Source organism: Microcoleus sp. B4-D4, assembly GCF_036705185.1.
Classification (GTDB): Bacteria; Cyanobacteriota; Cyanobacteriia; order Cyanobacteriales; family Microcoleaceae; genus Microcoleus.
Genome location: NZ_JAUBTX010000021.1, coordinates 1 through 22678 on the forward strand (window position 1 = coordinate 1; position 22678 = coordinate 22678).

The 22678-nt window shown below is 45.0% G+C and carries 19 protein-coding genes and 1 tRNA gene; 13 read left to right on the plus strand and 7 right to left on the minus strand.

Annotated features, from left to right (window positions below):
- Window positions 1–77: 77 nt before the first annotated feature.
- Both QUB13_RS16595 and QUB13_RS16600 read right to left on the minus strand, forming a co-directional pair.
- A complete protein-coding gene (locus tag QUB13_RS16595) occupies window positions 78–944 on the minus strand; it encodes an alpha/beta fold hydrolase (RefSeq protein ID WP_333382593.1) in 867 nt (288 codons plus the stop codon).
- 88 nt (window positions 945–1032) lie between these two features.
- The gene (locus tag QUB13_RS16600; protein ID WP_006631881.1) at window positions 1033–1758 is read right to left on the minus strand and encodes a hypothetical protein; all 726 of its coding nucleotides are present in this window, start codon (window positions 1756–1758) and stop codon (window positions 1033–1035) included.
- 643 nt (window positions 1759–2401) lie between these two features.
- Here QUB13_RS16600 and QUB13_RS16605 point away from each other — a divergent pair.
- From QUB13_RS16605 to QUB13_RS16630, 6 genes are all read left to right on the plus strand, one after another.
- On the plus strand, window positions 2402–2953 hold the full coding sequence (locus QUB13_RS16605) for a GNAT family N-acetyltransferase (protein WP_333382595.1): 552 nt from the start codon (window positions 2402–2404) through the stop codon (window positions 2951–2953).
- Window positions 2954–3343: 390 nt separating this feature from the next.
- A tRNA-Pro gene (locus QUB13_RS16610) sits at window positions 3344–3417 on the plus strand.
- Between the two features lie 156 nt (window positions 3418–3573).
- Window positions 3574–4404 carry a Tic22 family protein gene (locus tag QUB13_RS16615; protein ID WP_333091808.1) on the plus strand — a complete coding sequence of 277 codons (831 nt, stop codon included), beginning with the start codon at window positions 3574–3576 and terminating at the stop codon, window positions 4402–4404.
- Window positions 4405–4880: 476 nt separating this feature from the next.
- On the plus strand, window positions 4881–5798 hold the full coding sequence (prmC, locus tag QUB13_RS16620) for a peptide chain release factor N(5)-glutamine methyltransferase (RefSeq protein WP_333382597.1): 918 nt from the start codon (window positions 4881–4883) through the stop codon (window positions 5796–5798).
- Window positions 5799–5969: 171 nt separating this feature from the next.
- Entirely contained in the window at window positions 5970–6563 is a 594-nt protein-coding gene (locus QUB13_RS16625; RefSeq protein ID WP_333382599.1) for an L-threonylcarbamoyladenylate synthase, read from the plus strand.
- Window positions 6564–6588: 25 nt separating this feature from the next.
- A complete protein-coding gene (locus tag QUB13_RS16630; protein WP_333382600.1) occupies window positions 6589–7524 on the plus strand; it encodes a sensor histidine kinase in 936 nt (311 codons plus the stop codon).
- Between the two features lie 228 nt (window positions 7525–7752).
- On the opposite strand, the gene QUB13_RS16635 is transcribed toward QUB13_RS16630, so the two are convergent.
- Both QUB13_RS16635 and hemB read right to left on the minus strand, forming a co-directional pair.
- Window positions 7753–8241, minus strand: coding sequence for a GNAT family N-acetyltransferase (locus QUB13_RS16635; RefSeq protein WP_333382602.1), 489 nt, complete (start codon window positions 8239–8241; stop codon window positions 7753–7755).
- A 367-nt stretch (window positions 8242–8608) separates the two neighbouring features.
- On the minus strand, window positions 8609–9592 hold the full coding sequence (gene hemB, locus QUB13_RS16640; protein WP_333382605.1) for a porphobilinogen synthase: 984 nt from the start codon (window positions 9590–9592) through the stop codon (window positions 8609–8611).
- A gap of 303 nt (window positions 9593–9895) precedes the next feature.
- Between hemB and QUB13_RS16645 the strand changes: the two genes are divergently transcribed.
- Both QUB13_RS16645 and QUB13_RS16650 read left to right on the plus strand, forming a co-directional pair.
- Window positions 9896–10885 (plus strand): DUF1517 domain-containing protein, encoded by a 990-nt coding sequence (locus QUB13_RS16645; protein ID WP_333382607.1) that lies wholly within the window; start codon window positions 9896–9898, stop codon window positions 10883–10885.
- 348 nt (window positions 10886–11233) lie between these two features.
- Window positions 11234–11794, plus strand: coding sequence for a cyclic nucleotide-binding domain-containing protein (locus QUB13_RS16650; RefSeq protein WP_333091795.1), 561 nt, complete (start codon window positions 11234–11236; stop codon window positions 11792–11794).
- 159 nt (window positions 11795–11953) lie between these two features.
- Here the strand turns inward: QUB13_RS16650 and QUB13_RS16655 are convergent, their stop codons facing one another.
- Complete coding sequence (locus QUB13_RS16655; RefSeq protein ID WP_333382609.1) at window positions 11954–12400, minus strand: hypothetical protein; 447 nt, start codon at window positions 12398–12400, stop codon at window positions 11954–11956.
- A 501-nt stretch (window positions 12401–12901) separates the two neighbouring features.
- Entirely contained in the window at window positions 12902–13669 is a 768-nt protein-coding gene (locus QUB13_RS16660) for a hypothetical protein (protein ID WP_333382611.1), read from the minus strand.
- A gap of 832 nt (window positions 13670–14501) precedes the next feature.
- Here QUB13_RS16660 and QUB13_RS16665 point away from each other — a divergent pair.
- Together QUB13_RS16665 and QUB13_RS16670 are read left to right on the plus strand one after the other, a co-directional pair.
- Entirely contained in the window at window positions 14502–15200 is a 699-nt protein-coding gene (locus tag QUB13_RS16665) for a class I SAM-dependent methyltransferase (RefSeq protein ID WP_333382614.1), read from the plus strand.
- A 192-nt stretch (window positions 15201–15392) separates the two neighbouring features.
- Window positions 15393–16025, plus strand: a complete 633-nt coding sequence (locus QUB13_RS16670; protein ID WP_333257054.1) for a 7-carboxy-7-deazaguanine synthase QueE — start codon at window positions 15393–15395, stop codon at window positions 16023–16025.
- 317 nt (window positions 16026–16342) lie between these two features.
- Here QUB13_RS16670 and QUB13_RS16675 read toward each other — a convergent pair whose 3' ends face one another.
- Entirely contained in the window at window positions 16343–20095 is a 3753-nt protein-coding gene (locus tag QUB13_RS16675; RefSeq protein WP_333382616.1) for an AAA-like domain-containing protein, read from the minus strand.
- Between the two features lie 418 nt (window positions 20096–20513).
- Between QUB13_RS16675 and QUB13_RS16680 the strand changes: the two genes are divergently transcribed.
- Genes QUB13_RS16680 through QUB13_RS16690 form a run of 3 tightly spaced genes read left to right on the plus strand, consistent with a single transcriptional unit; the run spans window position 20514 to window position 22645 of the window.
- Window positions 20514–21224, plus strand: a complete 711-nt coding sequence (locus QUB13_RS16680) for a calcium-binding protein (protein WP_333382619.1) — start codon at window positions 20514–20516, stop codon at window positions 21222–21224.
- A gap of 59 nt (window positions 21225–21283) precedes the next feature.
- Window positions 21284–22102 carry a calcium-binding protein gene (locus QUB13_RS16685; RefSeq protein ID WP_333382621.1) on the plus strand — a complete coding sequence of 273 codons (819 nt, stop codon included), beginning with the start codon at window positions 21284–21286 and terminating at the stop codon, window positions 22100–22102.
- 42 nt (window positions 22103–22144) lie between these two features.
- A complete protein-coding gene (locus QUB13_RS16690; RefSeq protein WP_333382623.1) occupies window positions 22145–22645 on the plus strand; it encodes a hypothetical protein in 501 nt (166 codons plus the stop codon).
- The last annotated feature ends 33 nt before the right edge of the window (window positions 22646–22678 follow it).

Consider the following 22678-nt stretch of genomic DNA (forward strand, 5'->3'; position numbering starts at 1 on the left):
ATTCCCAATTCCCAATTCCCAATTCCCAATTCCCAATTCCCAATTCCCAATTCCCAATTCCCAATTCCCAATTCCCCTTAAGCGTGTTCGTGAAGAATATTTTGCAAGTAACTAGCCACTGCATCCGGCTGTTCCACCATTGCCAAATGACCGCTATCAATCTGAAGGACATTCTCGCCGCAACCTTGGAACATCCAGTGAAAGCTAGCCAAATGCAGCACGTATTTTGGTTCCATAATTTTGTCTTTACTGCCGGCAATAAAATAAACAGGCTGCTTGAGTTGGGACACTATTTGCGGCAAGAGGTGAATCTCCGCTTCTGTGGTGGAGTCCAACAAAGCCCGCAAAGCTGCGTCAGGATTGGCTGCCACGAAATCTATCAAGCGCTGCCTTCCCCAACATCTGCCGATCGATCTTGCTACAGAATCGCGGGCAAACACGAAATCTGCTAGCGGCAAGTGAGACAGCCAGCGGGGACGCATTTTTACTAGCTGCTTGCCGACCGCTCGAAAGCGCTCGAATTCTTCCTTTAGATAGATGCCACCGCCTGCATTGATGCAGACGACACCTTTAACGCGATCGGACAATTGACTGGCTGCCCAAAGAGCGATCGTACCGCCGAGAGAGTGCCCCACCAACCAAGCATTAGAAATATCTAGTTTTTCGAGTAAAATTTCCAAATCGCGAGCGTAAGCTGCGGGAGTGTAGCAGGAATCGAGCGGTTCCGAAGGCCCCCGATGGCCGTCGCCGTCCGGTTGAGAATCGCCAAACCCGCGCAAATCGTAGGTCAAGCACTGATAGTTTGGTGCCAAGCGATAGGTCACAGGTTGCCAGTAGCGGCGGCTTAACAGCCAGCCGTGGACAAATACCAGAACCGGAGAAGTTGCAGTCGGAGCCGTCAGATCGCAAGCGTGCCGAACCCCTAGGATGTCGATGGTTGCCATACATTTATCCTATCCCGAAATCAACGCTCAAGAACAGATCGATAGCCAACTACCAACTGCCAACGGTCAACTGCCCGCTGCCAACCACCTAAAATCGCTCGCCCAGCAATCTTTGTCTGACCCCCTCAGCGATTTTCTGCCCCAGATACTCAGGAATTAAACTTTCATTGGGCCCCAACAAGTAGAGAATCAGGCGAGTTCGCCCCCGCCAAACCAGCAAATTAGCATTTACCACCAACAAATCCTCTTGCCAGATGGCATACATAACTTTGTAAAAAAGTCCAGGCTGATTATCAGCTTCTATCAGCAAAGCTGGCAAGTGGAAAACCGGATCGACGTAAAATTCAGTTGCCACATCCTCCAAACCCGCGTCTAGATTAAATTCCACAGCCAACATCTCTTCAACCTCAAAATGGCCAGCCAAGGCCTCTCGAACTGCCCTGCAGACATTTTCTGCTGTTTTATCTGCCAGCACCTTGCCGCCGCGAGATACTACCAATTTGATAAATACCAGCATTGGCGGGTAAATTTGACCGTACAGACTCAGACTGTGAATGGTCAGCCCGTAGGCCGCCAATACTCCAAAAATGTCGCTCAGGAGAAAAGATTGGTTCCGGTAAGCAAAATGCAGGGCACTTTTATTACCTTCGGCTCTGATTTCGATGACTGCTTGCCGAGTTTTGTAAAGCTGATAAGCTAATTTGAGGTTTTGCAGTTGGATTTCGCTGCTGACAAATTGCTCGTAAAACTGTGGAAACGCTCGGTTAAAGCGCTTGAGAAGTTCTAGGGTAGATGGTTTTAAACCCGAAGCCATAATTGAGGGGAAGGTGCGGGAGATATACTAGGTATTTGCTCTCCCATGCCTTATGGCAATGGGATTTTCGATTTGACGATCGGACTTAAATTGCGATCGCCTCTAAACTAAAACCAGAGGTCAGTAGATTTTAGATTGTAGATTTTAGATTGTAGATTTACTCCACAGATGAATCTGGGAGTTGGAACTCTTGTCTAAAATTTCTATCTCTCCACGACGGTCGTAAGTGGCACGATATCCGTTGTTGGGTGGGTAAAATCTGTGTGAGAATGTATTACCAGAAGGTCACGGTTGCGATCTTCGGGTCGTATTTCCCAGCCAGCGTATAAGTTCCGGCGCGATCGGCAGCACTTAAAAGAAGCAATTCCCAAAATGCCTCTGTCGTGAGCCAGCAACAAATTTTACCTTAAGAGCGGATTGTTCGAGCACAGGCTTGCAGAACATTTTTCCCTAACTTGACGAGAATCAAAAAAAGCTCAGACTCAATGTTAGACGACAAATCGCTGCTTTCGGCGTAAGATGAGTTTACCGTAAACTGTTGCTCAAAAGGCTACCCGTAATTTATCCCACGCCACTCGGAGTGGGTTTGTCTGTCGGGTTTTCTTTCACGTAGTCCAACTTCTACTACCTCAACCGCGCCTGCATGGGTTTTTGGAAAAACTTATTTAGTAGTCCTGAGTCTGCCTCTGTATCCCAAACAGCGGAATTTGAGGAAGATGTGGCCGTCGGGTTAGGCGATCCGCTTTCCCCAACATTTCGCAAACCCGCCAGTGGCAACGCTCGCATCTTTTTCAGTTGCGATCGGGACATCGATCTCTACGAACTCGAAGAACTTTGCAATGCAGTGGGTTGGTCTCGCCGTCCCCTGCGTAAAGTCAAAAAAGCTATTCAGCACAGCTTCCTAGTCGTCTCTATGTGGGAGATGCGGGCTAACCAGCGACGGCTGGTGGGTTTCGCCAGAGCGACTTCAGACCATGCTTTTAATGCCACGCTTTGGGATGTGGTAGTTCATCCTGACTACCAGGGTAAAGGCATGGGCAAAGCGCTGATGCAATACATCATTAAAAAACTCCGCAGTGAAGATATCAGCAACATTACTTTATTTGCTGACCCTCAAGTGGTGGATTTTTACCGAAATTTGGGCTTTATGTCCGATCCGGAGGGGATTAAAGGTATGTTTTGGTATCCAGATTAGCCAGTCAGGTGCAAATCGGCGTTGATTTTTTGAGAGCAAAGTCCAGCATTCAATATCGACGCTGCTAACACCTCCTCGCCCCCTGCGCTGCGGTAAGTCGATTCGGGTATTGGAGATTTGCTTGCTGCTGGGTGAATCACCAAAGCAGGAACTTTAGTCTCAAATTTTTACCTGTTCGCGAGAACCCTGCGGGAAACTGTATCCGTGTTTGGGCGGGGTCATTTACGCTCCAGATGTTTCGCAGCATGGCTGCTTTGAAGTGGTGCAACTATTGTCACATAGCAAAAACTGAAGGTAACTTCGGCCCAGCACCCAAAGCTAAAATAAAAAAAAGCTTGACAAACTGAGGGTGTTGTGTGTTAATAGTTAAAGGATAGCTAACTATCACAACGGGATGTAGCGCAGCTTGGTAGCGCGCCTGCTTTGGGAGCAGGATGTCGCAGGTTCAAATCCTGTCATCCCGATCGCACAATGTTAAATAATAGATAGATTGAAACAGAAACAGTCTCTGAGTTTTACATTTAGTCAAAATGTAAACAGATTGAGGCAGTTTTTGCCGATCGTGTCAAGGTGTCAGTCTTTGCGTTAATGTGTTTCAGAACTGCTCCTGGTGGAAAAACATGAAATCATTAGTTCGTTTCGGCGCAATATTGGGAATTGTCGGCTGCGCTCTGCTCGGGCCGCAGCCAATGGGTAAGATGTCTGCACTGGCAATTCCCGAACCACAAATTTTGGAAAAATTGCGATCGGTGCCGGTATTTACAATTACAGATGCTCAAGGTGCGCCCCTGATCGCTTCTGTACCCAAACAAGGTCAAGGTCAAACTGGCAATGCTTCGGTGGCGGGAATTTTTATCAGCCAGAAAGATGCTCAAGCTTTTGTCGATCAGCTCAAAACCAGAAATCCTCAGTTGGCTGCATCGGTGCGCGTGATGCCGGTGTCGCTGGGGGAAATTTATCAAATCACTCAAGCCAATAAAGGCAAGCCGGATCAGGTGCAGTTTGCTTTTGTGCCGGCTCCGCAGCAGGTGCAGTCGGCTAAAACTGTACTTCAGCAGACTGGGCAACAAGTTAACGAATTCAACGGTGTACCTCTGTTTTTGGCCAGAGGGGGCGCGGAAAATGGTTATTTGACGATTCAACGGGGCCAGCAAGAGGTGATTCCTTTATTTTTTAATAAGGAAGAATTGCTGGGAATGGTGGAGCGTTTTAAGCAGCAGCAACCCAACATAACGACCTCGATTAAGATTGAGGTTGTGAACTTGGAAAGCGTTTTGGAAGCTCTGCGTACTGAAAACGACCAGTTTTTGACCCAAATGATTTTGGTGCCGTCGCGGGAGTCGCTGGAATTTGTGCGATCGCTCCAACCCGCCGGTGCTGGCCAAAATCCACAGGTGGCCCCAGCCTCTCCGGCTCCAGCCTCTCCGGCTCCAGCTCGACCGACTCGCTAACTGTTAGTCATTGGTCAGTAGTCATTAGTCAGTAGTCATTAGTCAGTAGTCATTAGTCAGTAGTCATTAGTTACAGACAGAATTTACGCAAGAAGTGGTTTTATGCACTACTGATAATAGTGGTAAGGTGCGGTGTGAATCGAACCCTACATAATTAGGTTTTGCATTCAGGACTAAGTTAGTAGGTTGGACTGCTCGACTCAACCTACTATTTACCAATTCCAAATGACTAATGACTAATGACTAATGACTATAGCCTTTCAAGCGAAAGATGAGGTAATATGCGGCATAGGCCAAACCGGGCATAGGCCAAACCGGGCATAGGCCAAACCGGGCTATACTCACTTTTTTGATGACCGCTATAATAACAAACAACAAATAACAAACAACAAATAACAAATAACAAATGACAAACAACAAACAACAAACAACAAATAACAAATAACAAATAACAAATAACAAATAACAAATAACAAATGACTAATTCTCAATCACCAAAAAATCTGATGTTTGTTTCCGGTTTAGAGTTGTGGCAGTGGGTGAATCAAGCTAAGACGGAGGCGATCGCCTGTGACATTCCCAACTCAGAACTCGACTGGCTGCTGCAAGAGCTGGCAGGTTTGGATAAATTGGCTCTGCGTTTGGAGTCGTTTAAAGATTTGCCAAAAATTGAATTAAAGTTGTCTTTACCTGAACTCGATCGATTGTGGGAGCAGCGCTTGCAGGAACGGGTGCCCGTGCAGTATTTGACGGGAGTCGCACATTGGCGCAATTTTTCGCTGAAAGTAACGCCGGCGGTGCTAATTCCTCGTCCTGAAACGGAATTGCTGATCGATTTGGCTGTGGATGCTGTTAAAAGTTGTTCAATCGATCCAAAATCGCATTGGGTGGATTTGGGTACGGGTAGCGGGGCGATCGCGATCGGTCTAGCTTCGGAATTGACAAATGCGACGGTTCATGCAGTAGATTGCAGTTCGGAAGCTTTGGCAGTGGCTCGACAAAATGCTGAGAATTTGGGTTTTGGCTCGCGAGTTAATTTTTATCAAGGTTTGTGGTGGGAACCCCTAGAATTTCTCAAAGGTCGCGTTAGTGGCATGGTGTCTAACCCGCCTTACATTCCCAGCAGCACCGTGCTGACTCTGCAACCGGAAGTTTTGAAGCACGAACCTCACCTAGCCTTAGACGGCGGTTTTGATGGCTTAGATTGCATCCGGCATTTGGTAGAAACGGCTCCCGATTATTTAGAATCGGGGGGAGTTTGGTTGGTTGAGATGATGGCGGGACAAGAAAGGGCTGTGGCTGATATGCTCGAAAGTCACGGGAGTTATGGTCAAGTTCAGATATTTTCTGATTTAGCGGGAATCGATCGCTTTGCCTTAGCCTATCGTCTTTAGATTGCCCAAATATGCTGTAATTTTAAAACAGACAAGATTGGATTTATAAACTTTCCTCTCTTGAAATGATCTGCGTTAATCTGTGTCTATCTGCCTGAAATCTGCGGTTGACCGGCTCGCATCAAAAATTTATGCAAAATCTAAAATCTAAAATCTAAAATCTAAAATCGGATGACTCAAGTTTCGATCGACTCCTTGATTCAAGGGGCAATTTCAGGAGATTATATTGTCAGTTTTCCTACAGATACTGTACCCGCTTTGGCGGCGCGGCCCGATCGCGCGGAGTTGATTTTTGCAGCTAAACAGCGCAGTCAAGACAAGCCGCTGATTTTGATGGCAGCATCGCCCCAAGCTTTGTGGCCCTACGTGCAGGGGAGTCCGGCAGAATTAACATTGTGGCAGCAAGTGGCCCAATCCTATTGGCCTGGGGCGCTAACTTTGGTGCTGCCGGCTTCGCCACTGGTGCCACCGGCGATGAATGCGATCGATCGCACTACAATCGGAGTACGAGTGCCTAATTTTCCCCTCGCCCTCAAGATTTTAGAGCAGACAGGCCCTTTGGCTACTACCAGTGCTAATCTATCCGGCCAAGCGCCTCGGTCGTCGGTGGCAGAAATAGAAGCGCAGTTTCCCGAAGTCTTGACATTAGTTGCTGCTGAATTAACAACAGCAACAACAGCTTCGAGTTTGCCTTCGACTGTGGCGAAATGGACTGGTGGTGATTGGGAAATCTTGCGACAGGGCGCGATCGAGCTAAAATGCTAAAAGCTAAACTCCTAGGCAAAGCAATATGGCGCCGATCGGCTGGAGCGACTTGATATATTTAGGTATGGGATTAGGACTGGGTTGGGGAAGCAGTTTGATTTGGCGCGGGCGACAAAAAAGCTCGCAACAGCCAGAACCTTTGCCCCCTATGCCACCAACTCCTCAAGAAATTAACTTAGAGAAGTTTGATGCCTTGGCTGAGCAACTGAAGCAAACTCAATTGGCTTATCAGATGGCATCGGAGATGAGTCTATTTAAGGGGGGCTTTTTGGCTCGAACTTCTCACGAGTTGCGATCGCCCCTGAGCACTATGATTGGTACGCTGCAATTAATTCTGTCGGATTTGTGCGACGATCCTGCAGAGGAACGAGAGTTTGTCGAACAAGCTCACGTTGCAGCACTCAAGCTAGTGAAATTGATAGATGAAATTATCTCTGTTGCTAAAACTGAACACGGCACTGACACGATGGATATTGAGCCGATTCAGTTAGCTAAGGTGTTTGATGAAGTTGATGATTTAACTTACTTGCAAGCTGCTAATCGCAGCATTCGTTTGGAGATATTGCCGCCCGATCCGGGGATTTATGTATTGGCAGATTTGCCCAGGTTTCGGCAAGTTTTAATTAATTTGGTAGATACTGCTATTGCTCAGATGGATGAGGGGAGTATTTCTGTTTCGGCCCATTGTTCGCCGGAATCTGGATGCGTTCATATTTGGGTGGACGATCAGCGTTCAATTAGTGCTTGGAGCGAGTCTTGGGATTTGCTAAAACACGATTTGGTGTCGGATGCTAATAACAACAGCGATAATTCTAAGGTGTCTTCTGGCATGAGGTTATTGATGAATCAGACTTTGTTAAGTTTGATGAATGGAAAGTTGGAGGTTCTAGCTGTGCCTTCTGAGTCTGAAGAGTCGAATTTTAATCGCACTCAGTGTTCTATTCCTTTGGCAACTTTGTGAAGAAGTCAGTAGTCAGTAGTCAGTAGTCAGTAGTCAGTAGTCAGTAGTCAGTAGTCAGTAGTCAGTAGTCAGTAGTCAGTAGTCATTAGTCAGTAGTCATTAGGAAGAAGGAAACGGATTGTGTAATGGATTTAATGGAGGGAGGGAAGAGGTAAATTATTTGTAAATAGTATGGTGTGCATTGCACGCCATACTATTTAGAGATTTTGGTGTAACTTTTGTGCTTGTTTAACAATTAGAAATTAGCAATTCGCCCTTGCCAATTTCTAATTCGATATTCTCGTCTAAAAGCTGATTTTCAAGTACCATTGTGGTGCTGGCGTTGGGCTGAAAACCGATGCGCTCGTAGAAGCTTTGTTTGTAGGTTGTCATCAAGTAAACTCGCTCTACTCGGCACATCCGAGGATGACTCAAGACGGTTTGGACTAATTTGCGGCCTAGTCCTGCACCTTGGTAATCTGGGTGAATGGCGACATCCCAGATGGTGGCTCGATAGATGCCGTCGGATGTGGCTCTAGCAAAGCCGATCGCCCGCGAGGCATCCCAAACTGTTACCACTGGTTCGCTATTGGCGATCGCAATTTCCCAATCTTCTATCTTGCGTTCCCTCGCCCAAAAGGCGGCTGCTTTAAATAGTTCTTGGATTTGTACGATGTCCGCGCGATCGCGCTCTATGCAAAATTGAATGTGACTGGAATCCCTACTGGTTGATGTCATGCTCAATGTGCCTTTAAGTTTTATCTAAACTCTGTTACTTTTACTGCCTTAACCGGTATAGTTGATTTTGTTGGGGAACTATCGACAATTAAATTCCCGATTTACAAAACTATTGTTATTCATACATATTGTCTAACTAATTTCGGTGATTATTAATACTATTTTGTGTAAATCTTGTGAAAAAAGTCGGACGGCGGTTGAAACCGCTGCTTCTCAAGCAAAGTCTGCCTCTGCGGACTGAAGAAGATGAGCGCATAATTTTTACCTCGTTTTCTTCAACCCGCTTAGCATGGGTTTGGTTTGACGCTGAGGCGGTTTCAACCGCCCGTTATTCCGACTCCAAACGTATTGGGGCATTAGGTAGGGCTCAGTTTTGCAGCCAGCGGGCCGCATCTTTGGCGTGATAAGTCAAGATCAAATCAGCACCAGCACGCTTAAATCCTGTCAAGGTTTCCATCACTACTCTTTCTTCATCAATCCAACCGTTGAGGGCGGCGGCTTTCACCATCGCATATTCTCCAGAAACGTTGTAAGCCGCAACTGGTAGGTTAGTTGCTTCCTTGACGCGCCAGATGATGTCCATGTATGCTAAAGCCGGTTTAACCATCAGCATATCCGCGCCTTCGGCAATGTCGAGAGCAATTTCTTTGAGAGCTTCGCTGCCGTTTCCGGGATCCATTTGGTAGGTGCGCCGATCGCCAAATTGAGGAGCAGAATCCGCCGCATCCCGGAACGGGCCATAATAAGCTGAGGCATATTTTGCCGCGTAAGACATGATAGGAATATCTTCAAATCCCGCACTGTCCAATCCTTCACGAATTGCTCCGACAAAACCGTCCATCATTCCCGAAGGTGCGATAATATCTGCACCGGCTCTAGCTTGAGCAACGGCGGTTTTTTTGAGCAATTCTAGTGTCGGATCGTTCAAAACTCGGCCGCTTAAATCTCCGACTTCCAAATAGCCGCAGTGACCGTGACTGGTATATTCGCACAGACAAGTATCGACGGTGACGATTAAATCGGGTACCGCGGCTTTCACTGCTGCGGTAGCTTGTTGGACGATGCCGCAGTCGTGCCAAGCACCTGTCGCGTCTGTATCTTTGTCTGCGGGAATACCGAATAAAATAATCGCGGGAATGCCAAGGTCGTAAACTTCTTTTGCTTCTTCTACGATTTTGTCTACCGATAGCTGGTAAACTCCGGGCATTGATGTAACTTCTTTGGCAACAGCTTCCCCCGGTACGGCAAATAGAGGGTAAATTAAATCGCTGGTTGTCAAGATATTTTCGCGTACCATCCGGCGGAGTTGGGGATGGTTGCGGAGGCGGCGGGGGCGGTGGGTTGGAAACATAATGTTTGTTATGGTAGATAAAGTCCTGGTTTCTAGGACTGGGGGCGTTTCTCTAAAAGTCTAGAGCTTATTGTTGGTCGATCGCCCTCAAACTACGTAAAGTTCTGTAAAACCCGCGTCCGTGGTTCGTAGTAAGGACTTTAGTGATCTATACTCTCTCTAGCCTTTGTCGTTCCCCGACAGAGTTCTAGCGATGGAGAGTTCGGCTAGTACGGATATCTCGCACCGTTCACCCCTACAACCGCGTTGCCCATCCGCAAGAATAGATTGTAAATTATAAATGTATCGAATAGTAACGGTGTTATGTACAAGCAACTAATTACAAAGATGATCAAACCGCTTTTGAAATCACTATTTGCGATCGGTCTGGTAGTGACGCTAGCCCTCAGTAACGCTGACGGAGCCCTGGCTGCTCGCAGCGGAGGACGTATGGGCGGCGGATCTTTTGGAGCGCCCGCGCGCAGTTATTCATCTCCCAGTCGCGCGCCGTCTGGAGGGGGTTACTACCCTGGCGGCTATGGTGGCGGATTTGGCGGTGGATTTGGTTTCCCGTTCTTGCTGCCGTTTTTTGGATTTGGCGGCGGATTTGGCGGCCTGTTCTCGATTTTGATTTTTATTTCGATCGCCAATTTTCTGGTGCAAAGCTTCCGGCGCGCTGGGGGTGGAACTGACGAACTCGGCAACAGCGTTTCTAGCACCACGGTATCTGTGGCCCGCTTGCAAGTGGGTTTGTTAGCAGAGGCCCGCAGTTTGCAAGCCGAACTCGACTCCCTAGCGCGCACAGCGGATACCGATACAGCAGTCGGTCGCGCTCAAGTGCTGCAAGAATCTACTCTGGCGATGCTGCGCCATCCTGAATACTGGGTTTACGCGGGCGCTGAATCTATGCAAACTCGCTTGGAAGCAGCCGAAGCTAAATTTAACCAGTTTTCTTTGGCAGAACGCAGTAAGTTTTCTGAAGAAACGCTCTCGAATTATAACAATCAGCTCCGGCAGGCAGGGAGCAGCAATATCTTGCCTGGTTTGCAGGAAAACGGCGCGCTGGTTACTTCCGATTTGAATTCTGCTCCTGGTGAATTTATTGTGGTGACGGTGATTGTCGGTACTCAAGGCAAATTGGAATTGCCCTCGGTGAAAAACTCTGAAGATTTGCGCCAAGCTTTGCGCCAGATTGGGGGAGTATCGAGCGAGCAGTTGCTGGCGGTTGAGGTGCTGTGGACTCCTCAAGCTAACGGCGACACTCTGACTGCTGATGATATGTTGGCCGGCTATCCTGATTTGCGATTGATTTAGCGAGCTAAACGGGGCGCTGAGAATTGTTTCGGGCGCCCCATCCCCAAAGAAAGCTGTGGGGCGAACCCGATCGGTTGTCAGACAAGAAATTTGCAATCTGTTGTGAATGCCGATCGAGTTCAAAAAATTTATTCAACAAATGCTATTATTGAAAGATTAATTATTCAGCGCGATGCCTCAGCGATTGGGAACGAAAATTTAATAACTTAAACATCTGCCACAATTTTTTCTATCCCGAGGCGCAGAGGTAAAGAAAGGCTCTTCATCCGGATCTGCATTACTGTCGCTCCGACTGGTAACGAGCAGACGAAAGATGATTATATAAAGAAGCGATCGGGAGCTAAATTTATGCCACACAGCAGCAGCAGAAAAAAAGCACTTTTTATTTTGAGCCAGTTAAATAACGATGATATTGACTGGATCATCCAAAAAGGTAAAAGGGAAGTTCTCGATGCGGGCGGGATTTTGATTTTTGAAGGGAGACAGATAGATGCGTTATATATTGTTTTGGAAGGGAGTTTGAGCGTTTCGATTGAGGCCCAAGAGACGAAAGAACTCGCTAGAATAGCTAGCGGTGAACTTGTGGGAGAAGTTTCTTTTATTGATGCTCGCCCTCCTTTGGCTACGGTAAAGGCGATCGAAAAAACTCACTTGCTGGCAATTCCCCGGCGGCAGTTAGTAGTCAAACTCGAACAAGATATGGGTTTTGCTTCCCGTTTTTATTATGGAATTTCGCTCTGTTTGGCAGACAGGATGCGCGGTACGATTAGACATATAGAATATGGGCGCAATATAGAAGAATTTGATCAACCAGAATTAGAGCGCGAGGATATCAATCCTAGCATTATGCAAAATTTAGCCCTAGCTCAGGCAAAGTTTAATTGGCTGAGGCAAAATGTTAGGGCTTGAGTAATTTTTAGGCATCGGGATATATGTCACAGCATTCTCAAGCAAAATAGGGCCCGGATTTTAGGGGAAAGGTCGATCGACCTTTCCCGTATCTAAAAAAATCCGGGCCCTTTCGAGTTGCTACCTCGCGCGCTGAGGTGCAACTATCAACCAGACAATCTAGATAATTCCTGGCCCTTTGTGACGGGTGTCTGCTTCTTCTGTCAGTTTTCCTTCCTCGCCTTTTTTATCTTTGATTTCCGCAAGAATTCGAGCGCGTTCTGCTGCTTCGGCTTCTTCTTTTGCTTTCAAATCGCCCGGTTCGTTGATGTACATTTCCGGTTCGATCGCGTAATTGTTAACCAGACCTTCTTGGTCTACTGTATAACCATCTGTAGTGTTAATGCTTTCGTTATCGGTTTGGTCGTCTGTTTTGGCGCTTTTCTGCTTTGCTTCGGTGGTTGCGTGCATGAAGTTAGCACCTTCGCGTTCTTGGCGCGCTGCTGTCTCAGCAGGAGTAATGCCCCTGTCGTAGTGGGGGGCTTCCATGTTAGCTTCGATTTGTTCGTCGGTTGGTGTTGATTTGCTAATTTCACTCTCGGGCGGTGTTGGTTGGCGATTAGTCATGATTTTTTCCTGAGTTATCTTTTCAAAAAGGTCTTTCGCTTATACTTTAATATTAAGCTTAAGCTAACTCATTAACAAACTATCTTTGGTTATAGTTTCCTCAAAATTGCTGTTATCTATAAGCTGTTACGCATTTAAACCACTAACGAGGCTTGTAGGGTGCGTCAGTTAGAACACTTACGCTTACAAGGGAAACGCTTATGTACTGACGCACCCTACTATCGTCTTTTAAATGCCGAACAGCTTAACAATACACTTATTCCGTCTTCCTAAAGACAGATTTAATTGTGTTTTTATTCAAAAATTCACCCTGCGCGAGTATATGGCATCTATCTAAAGGTAGAGAATTGGTCATTAGTCATTGGTAATCGGGAATTCGTAATTGGAAATTGCGAAAATGACTAATGACTAATGACGTTCCCGATCGGGGGGGGACAGCACTAATGACCAATGACTAATGACTAATGACTAATGACTAATGACCAATGACCAATGACTTTTTTATGCTTCTTTATAGAAGCGGATGATTTCGCGGACGTGGTTGAGAAATTGTCCGTCGTCGGTAAGCTGGGCGATCGCACTTTCTGCATCTCTTGTCAGTTTAATGTGTTCTGCCTGATTTGTCGATCGCAAAGATTGTAGAGATGCGGATAAATTAGTTAATTCTCTTGTAGTAGCCTGTTGCTCCCGCTCTTGGACAGCTACCCACGAATTCGGATTATTTAAACTGAATTGATTGGATAAATCTTTAACTGTAGATTCTAAGCTTGCAAAGCGGCTGCGGAGTTCGACAATATCTTCGCGGGGGTACAAAAATTGGCTGCGGATACTTGTCAGCCGCTGGGCTAAATACTGATAACCTCGGATAGCTGGACGCATTACAGTTAACAGCAGTGCAGCACCGGAACTGAGATAGCCCACAGCACTAATTCCAGTGGCGGCTAAGGCGTAAAGTACGATCGCGCTTACCAGATGCAGGGCGATCGCCACAAAGAGCGATCGGCTAACTAATACACTAACGTATTTGACTTCTTCCTGATCGATAGCAATATTTCTTTTAGTAGATTCTGCAGCTTTCGCTAAAACTTCTTTAGCTTCAAAATGGACATTCCAAGGAACTGTAACTATCAGCAACAGCCATTCAAAAATAGCAATGGCAATTACCCAATCAATAAAACTGCCGGCGGGGACGTGCAGCCATTGCAGAATGGCAAAAACTAACAATAAAAATATGCCAGTACCGGCACCGAAACCTGCAAAACTGTACATAGCGAGAGCCTTTGTGAAATGTTATTTTGATTGTGAGTAGGTTGTTTTAGTCTGGAGCCAGAAACTGTGACAGTTAAGTAATCGTCCTATTAATCCCGGTTTATTAGTTATGAGTAACAGTGCGAGGGAAGGGTTGCAACCAACCAGGCTTTTTCAGCGAAATACTTGCTATATCTCAATCGTGGAATGTTATTTTGATTGTGGGTAGGTTTTTGAGGTGTGGAAGAATAAGCTGTGACAGTTGAGAAAGCGTCCTATTGTTGAACCCAGTTTATTAGTGATTAGTAATCTTCCCGGACACAAGAGTTTCCCGACACCTGGTTTGTTTAAAAAAAAAATACGCAGGATTTCACCGAGCAATAATAGTTAAATAAAACGGTTTGTTTGTGAAAAGTGCGTAAGTTCTAAATAATTACTTATTAGCTATTAGCGATCGGATAAAGTCAGATTTTCCCCAAGTCATACAATTTAAAATTTAAGATTTGAAATTAGTAATGACTGATTGTGTCTGGGTTTACAGCTTATCTACAGTGGCATTCTTTTTTGAACTGGTATAACTCCCAGGGTTACACTTGGGGAAGAACGCAGCAATGTCAAAACGCTGCTCTCTCCACTTTTCTGTTGCAGAGCAGCTCGATCGCCTGCGGCTGAGATAAACTGATTGAAAGGTCGATCGCCCGTGAAAGCAAATAAATTACCAGCTTGTCACCGAGAGGGTCATACCGCAAGCTGCAGCCACAGCAAAATAGCTAAAATTAACTCTACCGTATCCGATTTCCAATAACTGCACGCATACAATCTCAAATCAAAAGTCAGCAGGAAGGACAAACCGATGGCGAACTCAACTATTGGTCTAGAAAATAAACTTTACGATTATCTATTATCTATTTCCCTGCGGGAGCCAGATATTCTCGCTGCACTGCGAGAAGAAACTGCTAAGCATCCGATGGGTATGATGCAAATAGCTCCCGAACAAGGTCAGTTTATGGAGATGCTGGTGCAGCTTATGGGAGCGACAAAAACCTTAGAAGTTGGCGTTTTTACTGGTTATAGCTCCCTGTGCGTAGCCTTAGCCCTGCCTCCTAACGGTCAAATTATTGCCTGCGACATCAGCGAGGAATATACTTCTATAGCGCGACGCTATTGGGAAGCGGCGGGTGTCGCAAACAAAATTTCCTTGCAATTGGGGCCGGCAATCAATACTCTCGACAAACTAATAGCCGAGGGACAAGCCGGAACCTTTGATTTTGCATTTATAGACGCAGATAAAGAAAATTATGAGGCTTATTTTGAGCGATCGCTCCAACTTGTACGCAATGGCGGTTTAATAGTAATTGACAACGTTCTGTGGTCGGGACGAGTTGCCGATCCTCAAGTACAAGACACAAGTACCCTCGCCCTTCGTAATTTCAACGACAAATTGCGTAACGATCCGAGAGTTACTCTGAGTGTTGTCCCCATTGCTGACGGACTAACTTTAGCCCTGAAACGCCGCTGGGCAACTATGATGCAGCCGGAACATCACAATTAAAGAGTTTTAGCTGCTGGGAACTTCATTAAAACCAAAGAAACCGGGTTTTTATCTGTATTCAAAGCTGCGATACAGTATTTTCGTGAAAAACCCGGTTTCTGCCTACCCCTGTATCTAGAACTATATTAATTACCGACGATCAATTACAATTAATCAAAATCCTCAACAAATATTATTAATTTAAAGTGACAAATGCTGGCATCAAATTTACAAATAAAATTACCGATTCACGAAACTTTTCAGTGCACTGTTCAAGGCGAAGGTTATTGGACAGGTACTTTAGTTGATTTTATTAGATTGGCAGGTTGTCCCGTGGGGTGTCCTTGGTGCGATACTGGCTACTCCAAAGGTGGCAAAGGTTTGCCGTCGGTGCCGCAGTCGATCGCACAATTGCTAGCTCAATTGCAGTCTCCGAGAGTTGTCATTACTGGCGGCGAACCTTTCATTCACCAGAATTTACCGGAGTTAGTTGCAGCATTGTTACAAGCTGACAAACAGGTAAGTATCGAAACTTCTGGCGCTTATTGGCAAGATGTTTCGCCGCTGGCTTGGATTACTCTTTCTCCTAAAGAACACGTCAATCCTAAATATCCGGTACAAGAGCATTTATGGAAGAAAGCCAATGAAATTAAGTTGGTGGTTAGCACGGGCGAAGAAGTTGATTTTTACAAAAAATATTTTGTTGAGGATATGAATGTGCCTGTGTTTTTGCAGCCGGAATGGGAATCGCGCGATCGGGCGATTCCGATTATTTTGGAGTTGCTCAAACAGCATCCGAGTTATAGGTTGTCTTTGCAAACTCACAAGTTTATTGGTGTGCAATAAATATCCTAAAATCCTGTAGGAGGCGGATTCACCAACTATCTATGATATCAAATTCTCTCTTCATCGAAATAGTAAATTAACTGTTAACAGTTGACAGTTGACAGTTGACAGTTAACATCATGAGGAGTGCAACCGGAATTGCTATGAAACCGACAAATAATCCCATCAACTCGCCCCATCCCCGCCATTGGTGACATCAACGTCTTAGATCGGGTATATCGGACACGATATTATTCAATTTTTTTAAGGATTGCAGATTTGGGCGATCGCCCTTTCGTCAGGATGATTGGCGATATAAATGCTCAGCCATAAATTATTTATTTACATATTTTGCTAAATTTTCTCGCCTCTTCAGGATGGGAAGCAAAGTAATCTTCCAACCACAAGCAACCTTGCCTGATAAAATGATCTAAATCAAATTCTAAGTTCCACAACTTAATAGTATTGTCAAGCCCACTAGAAGCCAGTGTTTTGCCATCTGGGCTAAACATCACGCTGGTAACGCGGCCAAGGTGTCCTTCTAAAATTGATATTTCCAGACCATTTTCTACATTCCATATCCTCACTGTACCGTCATCGCTAGAGGAAGCTAAAGTCTTGCCATCTGGACTAAAACTGATATTAGTTATATCAGATAAATGTCCTTCTAGGGTGAACAATAATCGGCTATTTTCTGCATTCCATAGTTTGACTATACTGTCCGAACCACCAGAAGCAAAAATTTTACCATTTGGGCTAAAGCTAATGGTAGCTACCCAACCGCTATGGGCGGGAAAACTCTGCATTAAAGTCGTTTTTTTTAAATTTAATAGCTGTATATCACCGTCAGAACAAGCCACAGCTAGAGCTTTTCCATCTGGACTAAAACTTAAATCGGTTACAATACTGCGAGGTTCTTTAAAGGTTTGCAGTAACCTCATATCTGCTACATTCCAAAGTTTTACCGTACTATCAGAACTACCAGAAACAAAGGTCTTTCCATCTGGACTAAAGCGAACGCTTCTCACCCAAGCGCTATGACCGTTGAGAGTTTTTAGTAGTCTACCATCTTGGACATTCCACAACTTAATTGTTTTGTCAACACTGCCGGAAGCTAATATATTACCATCGGGACTAAAACTAACACTTAGCACCAGACCTTGATGACCGTTGAGAGTTTGGAGTAAAGTACCATTTTTCTTATTCCATAACTTTATTTTAAAATCGTCGCTACCGGAAGCTAACATCTTACCGTCGGGACTAAAACTTACAGCTTGAACATTAGTGCTATTTCCTTTAATGGTTTGCGGTTCCCTCACCTCTAAATTCCAGAGCTTAATTGCACTATCAAAACTTCCAGAAACCAGAGTTTTGCCATCTGGACTAAAACCAATACTCAAAATTCTGCCACGATGTCCTTTAAGAAGTTGCGGTTCAATTGTATTGTCGTTTATATCCTCTAAATTCCACAATTTGACTGTACTATCGGAACTGATAGTGGCTAGAGTATTGCCATCTGGACTAAAAATTGCACTCCAGACAGCCCTGCGATGGGTGGGAAGGTTTTGCAGTAAAGTTCCATCTATTACATTCCACAGTTTCACTATGCCGTCTTGATCGGTAGAAGCTAAGGTTTTACCATCGGGACTGAAACTGACACTTCTGGTGTTACTTTTATGATCTTCCAGAGTATTTATGAGAGATCCATCGCCAACATTCCAAAGCTTCACGGTTGTATCAAAACTTGCAGAAGCGAGAGTTTTACCATCGGGACTAAAACTAATATGGGTAACGATCTGGGTATGTGCTTTCAGAGTTTTTAATAATGTAGCGTCTGCTGTTTTCCACAAATTGATAAAACCAGCGGAACTACAGGAAGCGAAAATTTGACCGTCAGGACTAAAACTGACACTTCTCACCCAGCTATGATGAGCCTTAATAGTTTTAATTAAAGTGCTGCGCGTTACATCCCACAACTTGACAGTACCATCTTCACTTCCAGAAGCCAAAATCTTGCCATTAGGATGAAAACTCACACTCGTAACTCTACCAGTATGTCCTGTCAGGGTTGATATTAATGTAGCTGGTCTAGCATTCCAGAGTTTTACCGTACCATCCTCGCTAGCAGAAGCAAAAATTTTGCCATCGGGACTGAAAGTTACACTTTTGATAGCGCCACGATGACCGATCGCGCGATCGCGTTCTCTAACATGATAAATTGCCTGTTGTAGGCCCCTCGTTACTTGTATTTGTGTCTCATTGCTGGCTGATTTTTCTAATCCTTTGATCTGTTGTGCTGCTTGTAATGCTTTCAGCAGCGCCTCAAAAGGATCGGAAACTAAATCTGCTTTAGAGAATAAGGTTTGCAGGACTACTTGTTTTTCTGCTACTTCCTGTTGAGCTTTTTTTACTTGTAATTGTATCAAAGTTGCTGTGATCACAGAAATTCCTAAAACTATAGAACCGATAGTAATAATGCGGGTAGACTTCTGTTTGGATTGAGTTAATTTAACCTTCGCCTGTTGTTGAGCTAAAACTAAAATTTCATTCGCCTCTGCTAATATCTGACCTTCTTCTTCTTTGACGGCTAAAGCCTGTTGAACTTCTCGCTTTTCCCAATTCTGAGCCGCCGCTAAAAAGCGGTAATCCAGAGGACTTAAACTTTGATTTTTTGCCCAATCCAAAGCTTCTTGCAGGGCATTTCCCCGCAGCAGTCGCGAATTATCCTCAAAATTGGCAGCATTCCAAGCATTAAAATTTTCCGCATAAGGGCGCAGCTTGCCCAACTGTTTATCCACCCATTCAAGATTGAAAATCTCGGCATAAATTCGGTTGTAAATTTTTAATTTGCCTTGATGCAGAACCACCAAACCTGAGAGGCGCAACTCGGTTTGTTCGCGACTCCCATCGGTAAGAACCCCCCCCAGCCCCCCCTTGGTAAGGGGGGGAGCAAGAGCAGAATTTAGCTCACCCATTCCTAGGGAAGATAGAGCGGTATTTAGCCCCCCCTTACTAAGGGGGGGAGCAAGAGCAGAATTTAGCTCGCCCATCCCTAGGGAAGATAGAGCGGTATTTAGCCCCCCCTTACTAAGGGGGGGTTGGGGGGGGTTAGCAGATTCCAAAATTTGCTGGTAAAGCCCCAATAACTGTCCGGCTTTTTGCTGATTTCTCAAAATGCGATCGCGAATAGTTTTCAAATGTTCAGGCTCATCCTGAGACTCCCAATTCTCCACAATCCGCAACTGCACCACCTCTTCAACCGATCGCAAATTTCCCAATGCAGATTCCTCAAGCACCAACTTGCACAGCTTTTGGGTCAAAAAAGGTTGTCCGCCCGTCCAATCTAGAATTTGGGCGATCCTCTGCGAGGGCTTCGCTAACGCACTTTCAGCATCACCAACTTGTCCCCGCCAACCATCAATCAAAGGCTGCACTTCATCAATTTTAAAACCGCCTAAATTTATCGCCTTACCAATATTAAAAGGAGTCTGAGTTTTATCAGCAATCAAATCCGCAGGCGTCGCCACCCCCAACAGCGCAAAAGTCAAACGTCGGTATAGAGGATTGTCAACTCTTTGATTGTAAAACCAGCGAATCAGAGCAAAAAACTCATCCGTAGAAAAATTCATGCTCAAAACGCGATCGATCTCGTCAACAAAAATAACAATATCTTGTTTTATTTCAACTAAAACAACTTCTTCAATAAACAAACTAAACCGCTGTAGAGGCGAAAACAAATCCCGGCGATCGCGCCACCAACTCCGCCAATTAACTTTATTGCCTAGCTGACAGCTACTGACCAAAGAATTAACAATACCAGCATACCACTTTTCCGCAGTTACATCCTCCTTACCAATCCCAGTTAAATCGATAAAAGCGCAAACAGTACCTTCAGCTTGCAATTTTTGCATAGCCCGCACCCGCAAACTAGATTTACCCATTTGGCGCGAATTTAAAACATAACAAAACTCGCCAGCCTTCAAACATTCGTAAAAATCCAAGTCTGCTTGGCGCGTCACGTAACTAGACGCATCTGCTGGGAGACTACCGCCAATCTGATATTCATAACCAAGTGGAGATTCTTTCATCATTACCTGCACCCATATCTAGATTTGATTGTACGATCGCAAACCTGACTATGTAGAGATTTACCAAAAAACCTGATTTTTGCTGATTTTTAGGACTTACGAACCGGGGGTTAGAAACCGGGTTTTTTACGAAAATCCTTGGTTATAGCCGACAGATTAGGTAAAAACCCGGTTATGAAGGTCTGATGCCTGAGTCCTGATTTTGATGATGCTTTGTCAGGCTGCACCTGATTTTCCCCTACAAATTCACAACCTGAAGCTATTTATCAGTTCCTATAATACCTGATTTTATCACCATTGCCGTTCAAGAGTTTTAGCACGAAACTGATAACAGGAAGCAAAACGTGCAGCCAACAAATACAAACTGCCAGCATTACTTCTAAATAAATCAATTAATTTGAAATACAAAGGAACAACTGAAATGGCAACTATCAACGGTACTCAATTCAATGACAACAATACTGTCAACGGCGACAATAAGTTCCACAAATCATTAGTGGGAACCGATCAGCAATGGCAGCAAGGTCCGAACGGGCCAGTATTAACGCTTGGTAATGATGTAATCCACGGACTTGGAGGCGATGACATCATTTACGGTCGTGGAGGGAGCGATGACTTATACGGCGACAGCGGTAACGATAATATCTACGGCGAGACTGGAAACGACTACCTGCATGGTGGCACTGGCAACGACTACCTGGATGGTGGCACTGGCAACGACAACCTGGATGGCGGCACTGGCAACGACAACCTGTGGGGCGAGGCTGGCAATGACATTCTCACTGGCGGTGCTGGCAATGATTACCTTAACGGTTTCAGCAACGGCACCGAATTTGACACCCTCACAGGCGGCGCTAACGCGGACACTTTCGTGCTGGGCGCGCAATCCTACTACAATTTCTACACCGGAGATGGTTTCGCCTTAATTACAGACTTTAACTCATTAGAAGCCGATAAAATCGCACTCTTTGAGACTCTAGATAAATACACTCTGGTGTCTGGAGACTTCGGGTATGGCAACGCTGCTCTAGATACTAAGATATTGTTCGGAAATGATGTAATTGGTGTGTTGCAAGACACCACCAATGTCACAGCGACGGACTTCATCCTTGGCAATCCGTTTCCTGGCTAAGCTGATAACCCTCTGCCCGGTTAAACATAGCCGTAGTATTTGACGGCGCTACAAAAGTTATGGCAGAGGGAATAAATCAAGTTTTAACGATTCCGAGCAATGTAGTAGCGATCGCACAGATAGCTCAATCTCTACGTCTTAATTTTGAAGAAGGAGCAAGTGAAATGACAATTATTAATGGAACCACTTTCAATGATGACGGTACTTTCAATAACGGTCAATTACGACCCAAGTTAGTTGGTAAAGATCCTGAATGGATGCAAACCCCTAATGGCCCTGTATTAACCCTAGGAGATGACTCAATCTATGGCTATGCAGGAAACGACATATTGTCGGGTCTTGGTGGAAATGACTATTTAGATGGTGGATTTAACAACGACGTTCTCGATGGTGGCGCTGGTAATGACACTTTATATGGCGGCGCTGGCTACGATTATTTAGTTGGTGGCGCTGGTAACGATCGGCTAATTGGCGGTGATCTAGATGATGCTCTACTTGGCGGTACGGGCAACGATAGTCTCTTCGGCGGGAGTGGTAACGATCAACTTACTGGTTACGGCTTTGGGCAAAATGAATTCGACATCCTCACAGGTGGCATTGGAAAGGACACCTTCGTGTTGGGTGACATAAATAGTGTTTACCACCTCGGAAATGGCTACGCCACAATTACGGACTTTAGCTTAATTCAAAACGACAAAATCCAAATTAAAAGCCTTCTAACAGACGGTTATTCGCTTGGGATTGGCAACTGGGAAGGTAGCAATGCCCAAGACACGGGAATCTTCTACAAGGGTGATTTAATTGGTGTTGTGCAAGATCAAAACATTACTAATTTCAACCTAAATCAGGTGTTTATTTCTGCATCTAGTCCGCTCTAATACCTAATTTTATTACCCAACAACATTACTTGGAGAATCATCATGGATAACAACATTCAAAACCAAAGCCTCTCAGTTGTACGGTCTGTAAAATCCATCCTCCTTGCCACCTTGATGGCGGGATCTTTTTCCTCCGCAATGGCAATTTTAGGTAAAACTTCTCAAGTTTTGGCTAACCCCTTAAAATCACAACAGGTTAATAACCTTCAAATTAATGAAGTAATTACTTCCCCATCTTCGATTGTCGGCAACTGGAAAGGAAATCTTTATTCTCAAGGTGATGATGCCTTAACCTCTGTTGAAATGGTTATCAAACAGGGAACAAACCAGCAAGGAACATGGAAATTTATAGGAGAAAATAATACTCCTTTTGAAAGTGGTGGAGTAGTTTCCTCTGTAGGTGCTAATAGTGCAACTTTGGAATTCAAGCAAAAAGACAAAAAACCTAGTTGGTTTTTCAAATGCAAACTTCCCAACAATACCCAGCTTTCTTGCGAAAAGGTTGGCAATACAAATTGGAAGCTAACTTTGAAAAAAAATTAGCTTAACTCGCGAGAAGCCCTACGTCTCACCGGA

Bases quoted from the DNA above. Each gene is read 5' to 3' on its own strand.
- QUB13_RS16595 (WP_333382593.1), bottom strand. From the start codon at position 944: ATGGCAACCATCGACATCCTAGGGGTTCGGCACGCTTGCGATCTGACG.
- QUB13_RS16600 (WP_006631881.1), bottom strand. From the start codon at position 1,758: ATGGCTTCGGGTTTAAAACCATCTACCCTAGAACTTCTCAAGCGCTTT.
- QUB13_RS16605 (WP_333382595.1), top strand. From the start codon at position 2,402: ATGGGTTTTTGGAAAAACTTATTTAGTAGTCCTGAGTCTGCCTCTGTA.
- QUB13_RS16615 (WP_333091808.1), top strand. From the start codon at position 3,574: ATGAAATCATTAGTTCGTTTCGGCGCAATATTGGGAATTGTCGGCTGC.
- prmC (WP_333382597.1), top strand. From the start codon at position 4,881: ATGACTAATTCTCAATCACCAAAAAATCTGATGTTTGTTTCCGGTTTA.
- QUB13_RS16625 (WP_333382599.1), top strand. From the start codon at position 5,970: ATGACTCAAGTTTCGATCGACTCCTTGATTCAAGGGGCAATTTCAGGA.
- QUB13_RS16630 (WP_333382600.1), top strand. From the start codon at position 6,589: ATGGCGCCGATCGGCTGGAGCGACTTGATATATTTAGGTATGGGATTA.
- QUB13_RS16635 (WP_333382602.1), bottom strand. From the start codon at position 8,241: ATGACATCAACCAGTAGGGATTCCAGTCACATTCAATTTTGCATAGAG.
- hemB (WP_333382605.1), bottom strand. From the start codon at position 9,592: ATGTTTCCAACCCACCGCCCCCGCCGCCTCCGCAACCATCCCCAACTC.
- QUB13_RS16645 (WP_333382607.1), top strand. From the start codon at position 9,896: ATGTACAAGCAACTAATTACAAAGATGATCAAACCGCTTTTGAAATCA.
- QUB13_RS16650 (WP_333091795.1), top strand. From the start codon at position 11,234: ATGCCACACAGCAGCAGCAGAAAAAAAGCACTTTTTATTTTGAGCCAG.
- QUB13_RS16655 (WP_333382609.1), bottom strand. From the start codon at position 12,400: ATGACTAATCGCCAACCAACACCGCCCGAGAGTGAAATTAGCAAATCA.
- QUB13_RS16660 (WP_333382611.1), bottom strand. From the start codon at position 13,669: ATGTACAGTTTTGCAGGTTTCGGTGCCGGTACTGGCATATTTTTATTG.
- QUB13_RS16665 (WP_333382614.1), top strand. From the start codon at position 14,502: ATGGCGAACTCAACTATTGGTCTAGAAAATAAACTTTACGATTATCTA.
- QUB13_RS16670 (WP_333257054.1), top strand. From the start codon at position 15,393: ATGCTGGCATCAAATTTACAAATAAAATTACCGATTCACGAAACTTTT.
- QUB13_RS16675 (WP_333382616.1), bottom strand. From the start codon at position 20,095: ATGATGAAAGAATCTCCACTTGGTTATGAATATCAGATTGGCGGTAGT.
- QUB13_RS16680 (WP_333382619.1), top strand. From the start codon at position 20,514: ATGGCAACTATCAACGGTACTCAATTCAATGACAACAATACTGTCAAC.
- QUB13_RS16685 (WP_333382621.1), top strand. From the start codon at position 21,284: ATGGCAGAGGGAATAAATCAAGTTTTAACGATTCCGAGCAATGTAGTA.
- QUB13_RS16690 (WP_333382623.1), top strand. From the start codon at position 22,145: ATGGATAACAACATTCAAAACCAAAGCCTCTCAGTTGTACGGTCTGTA.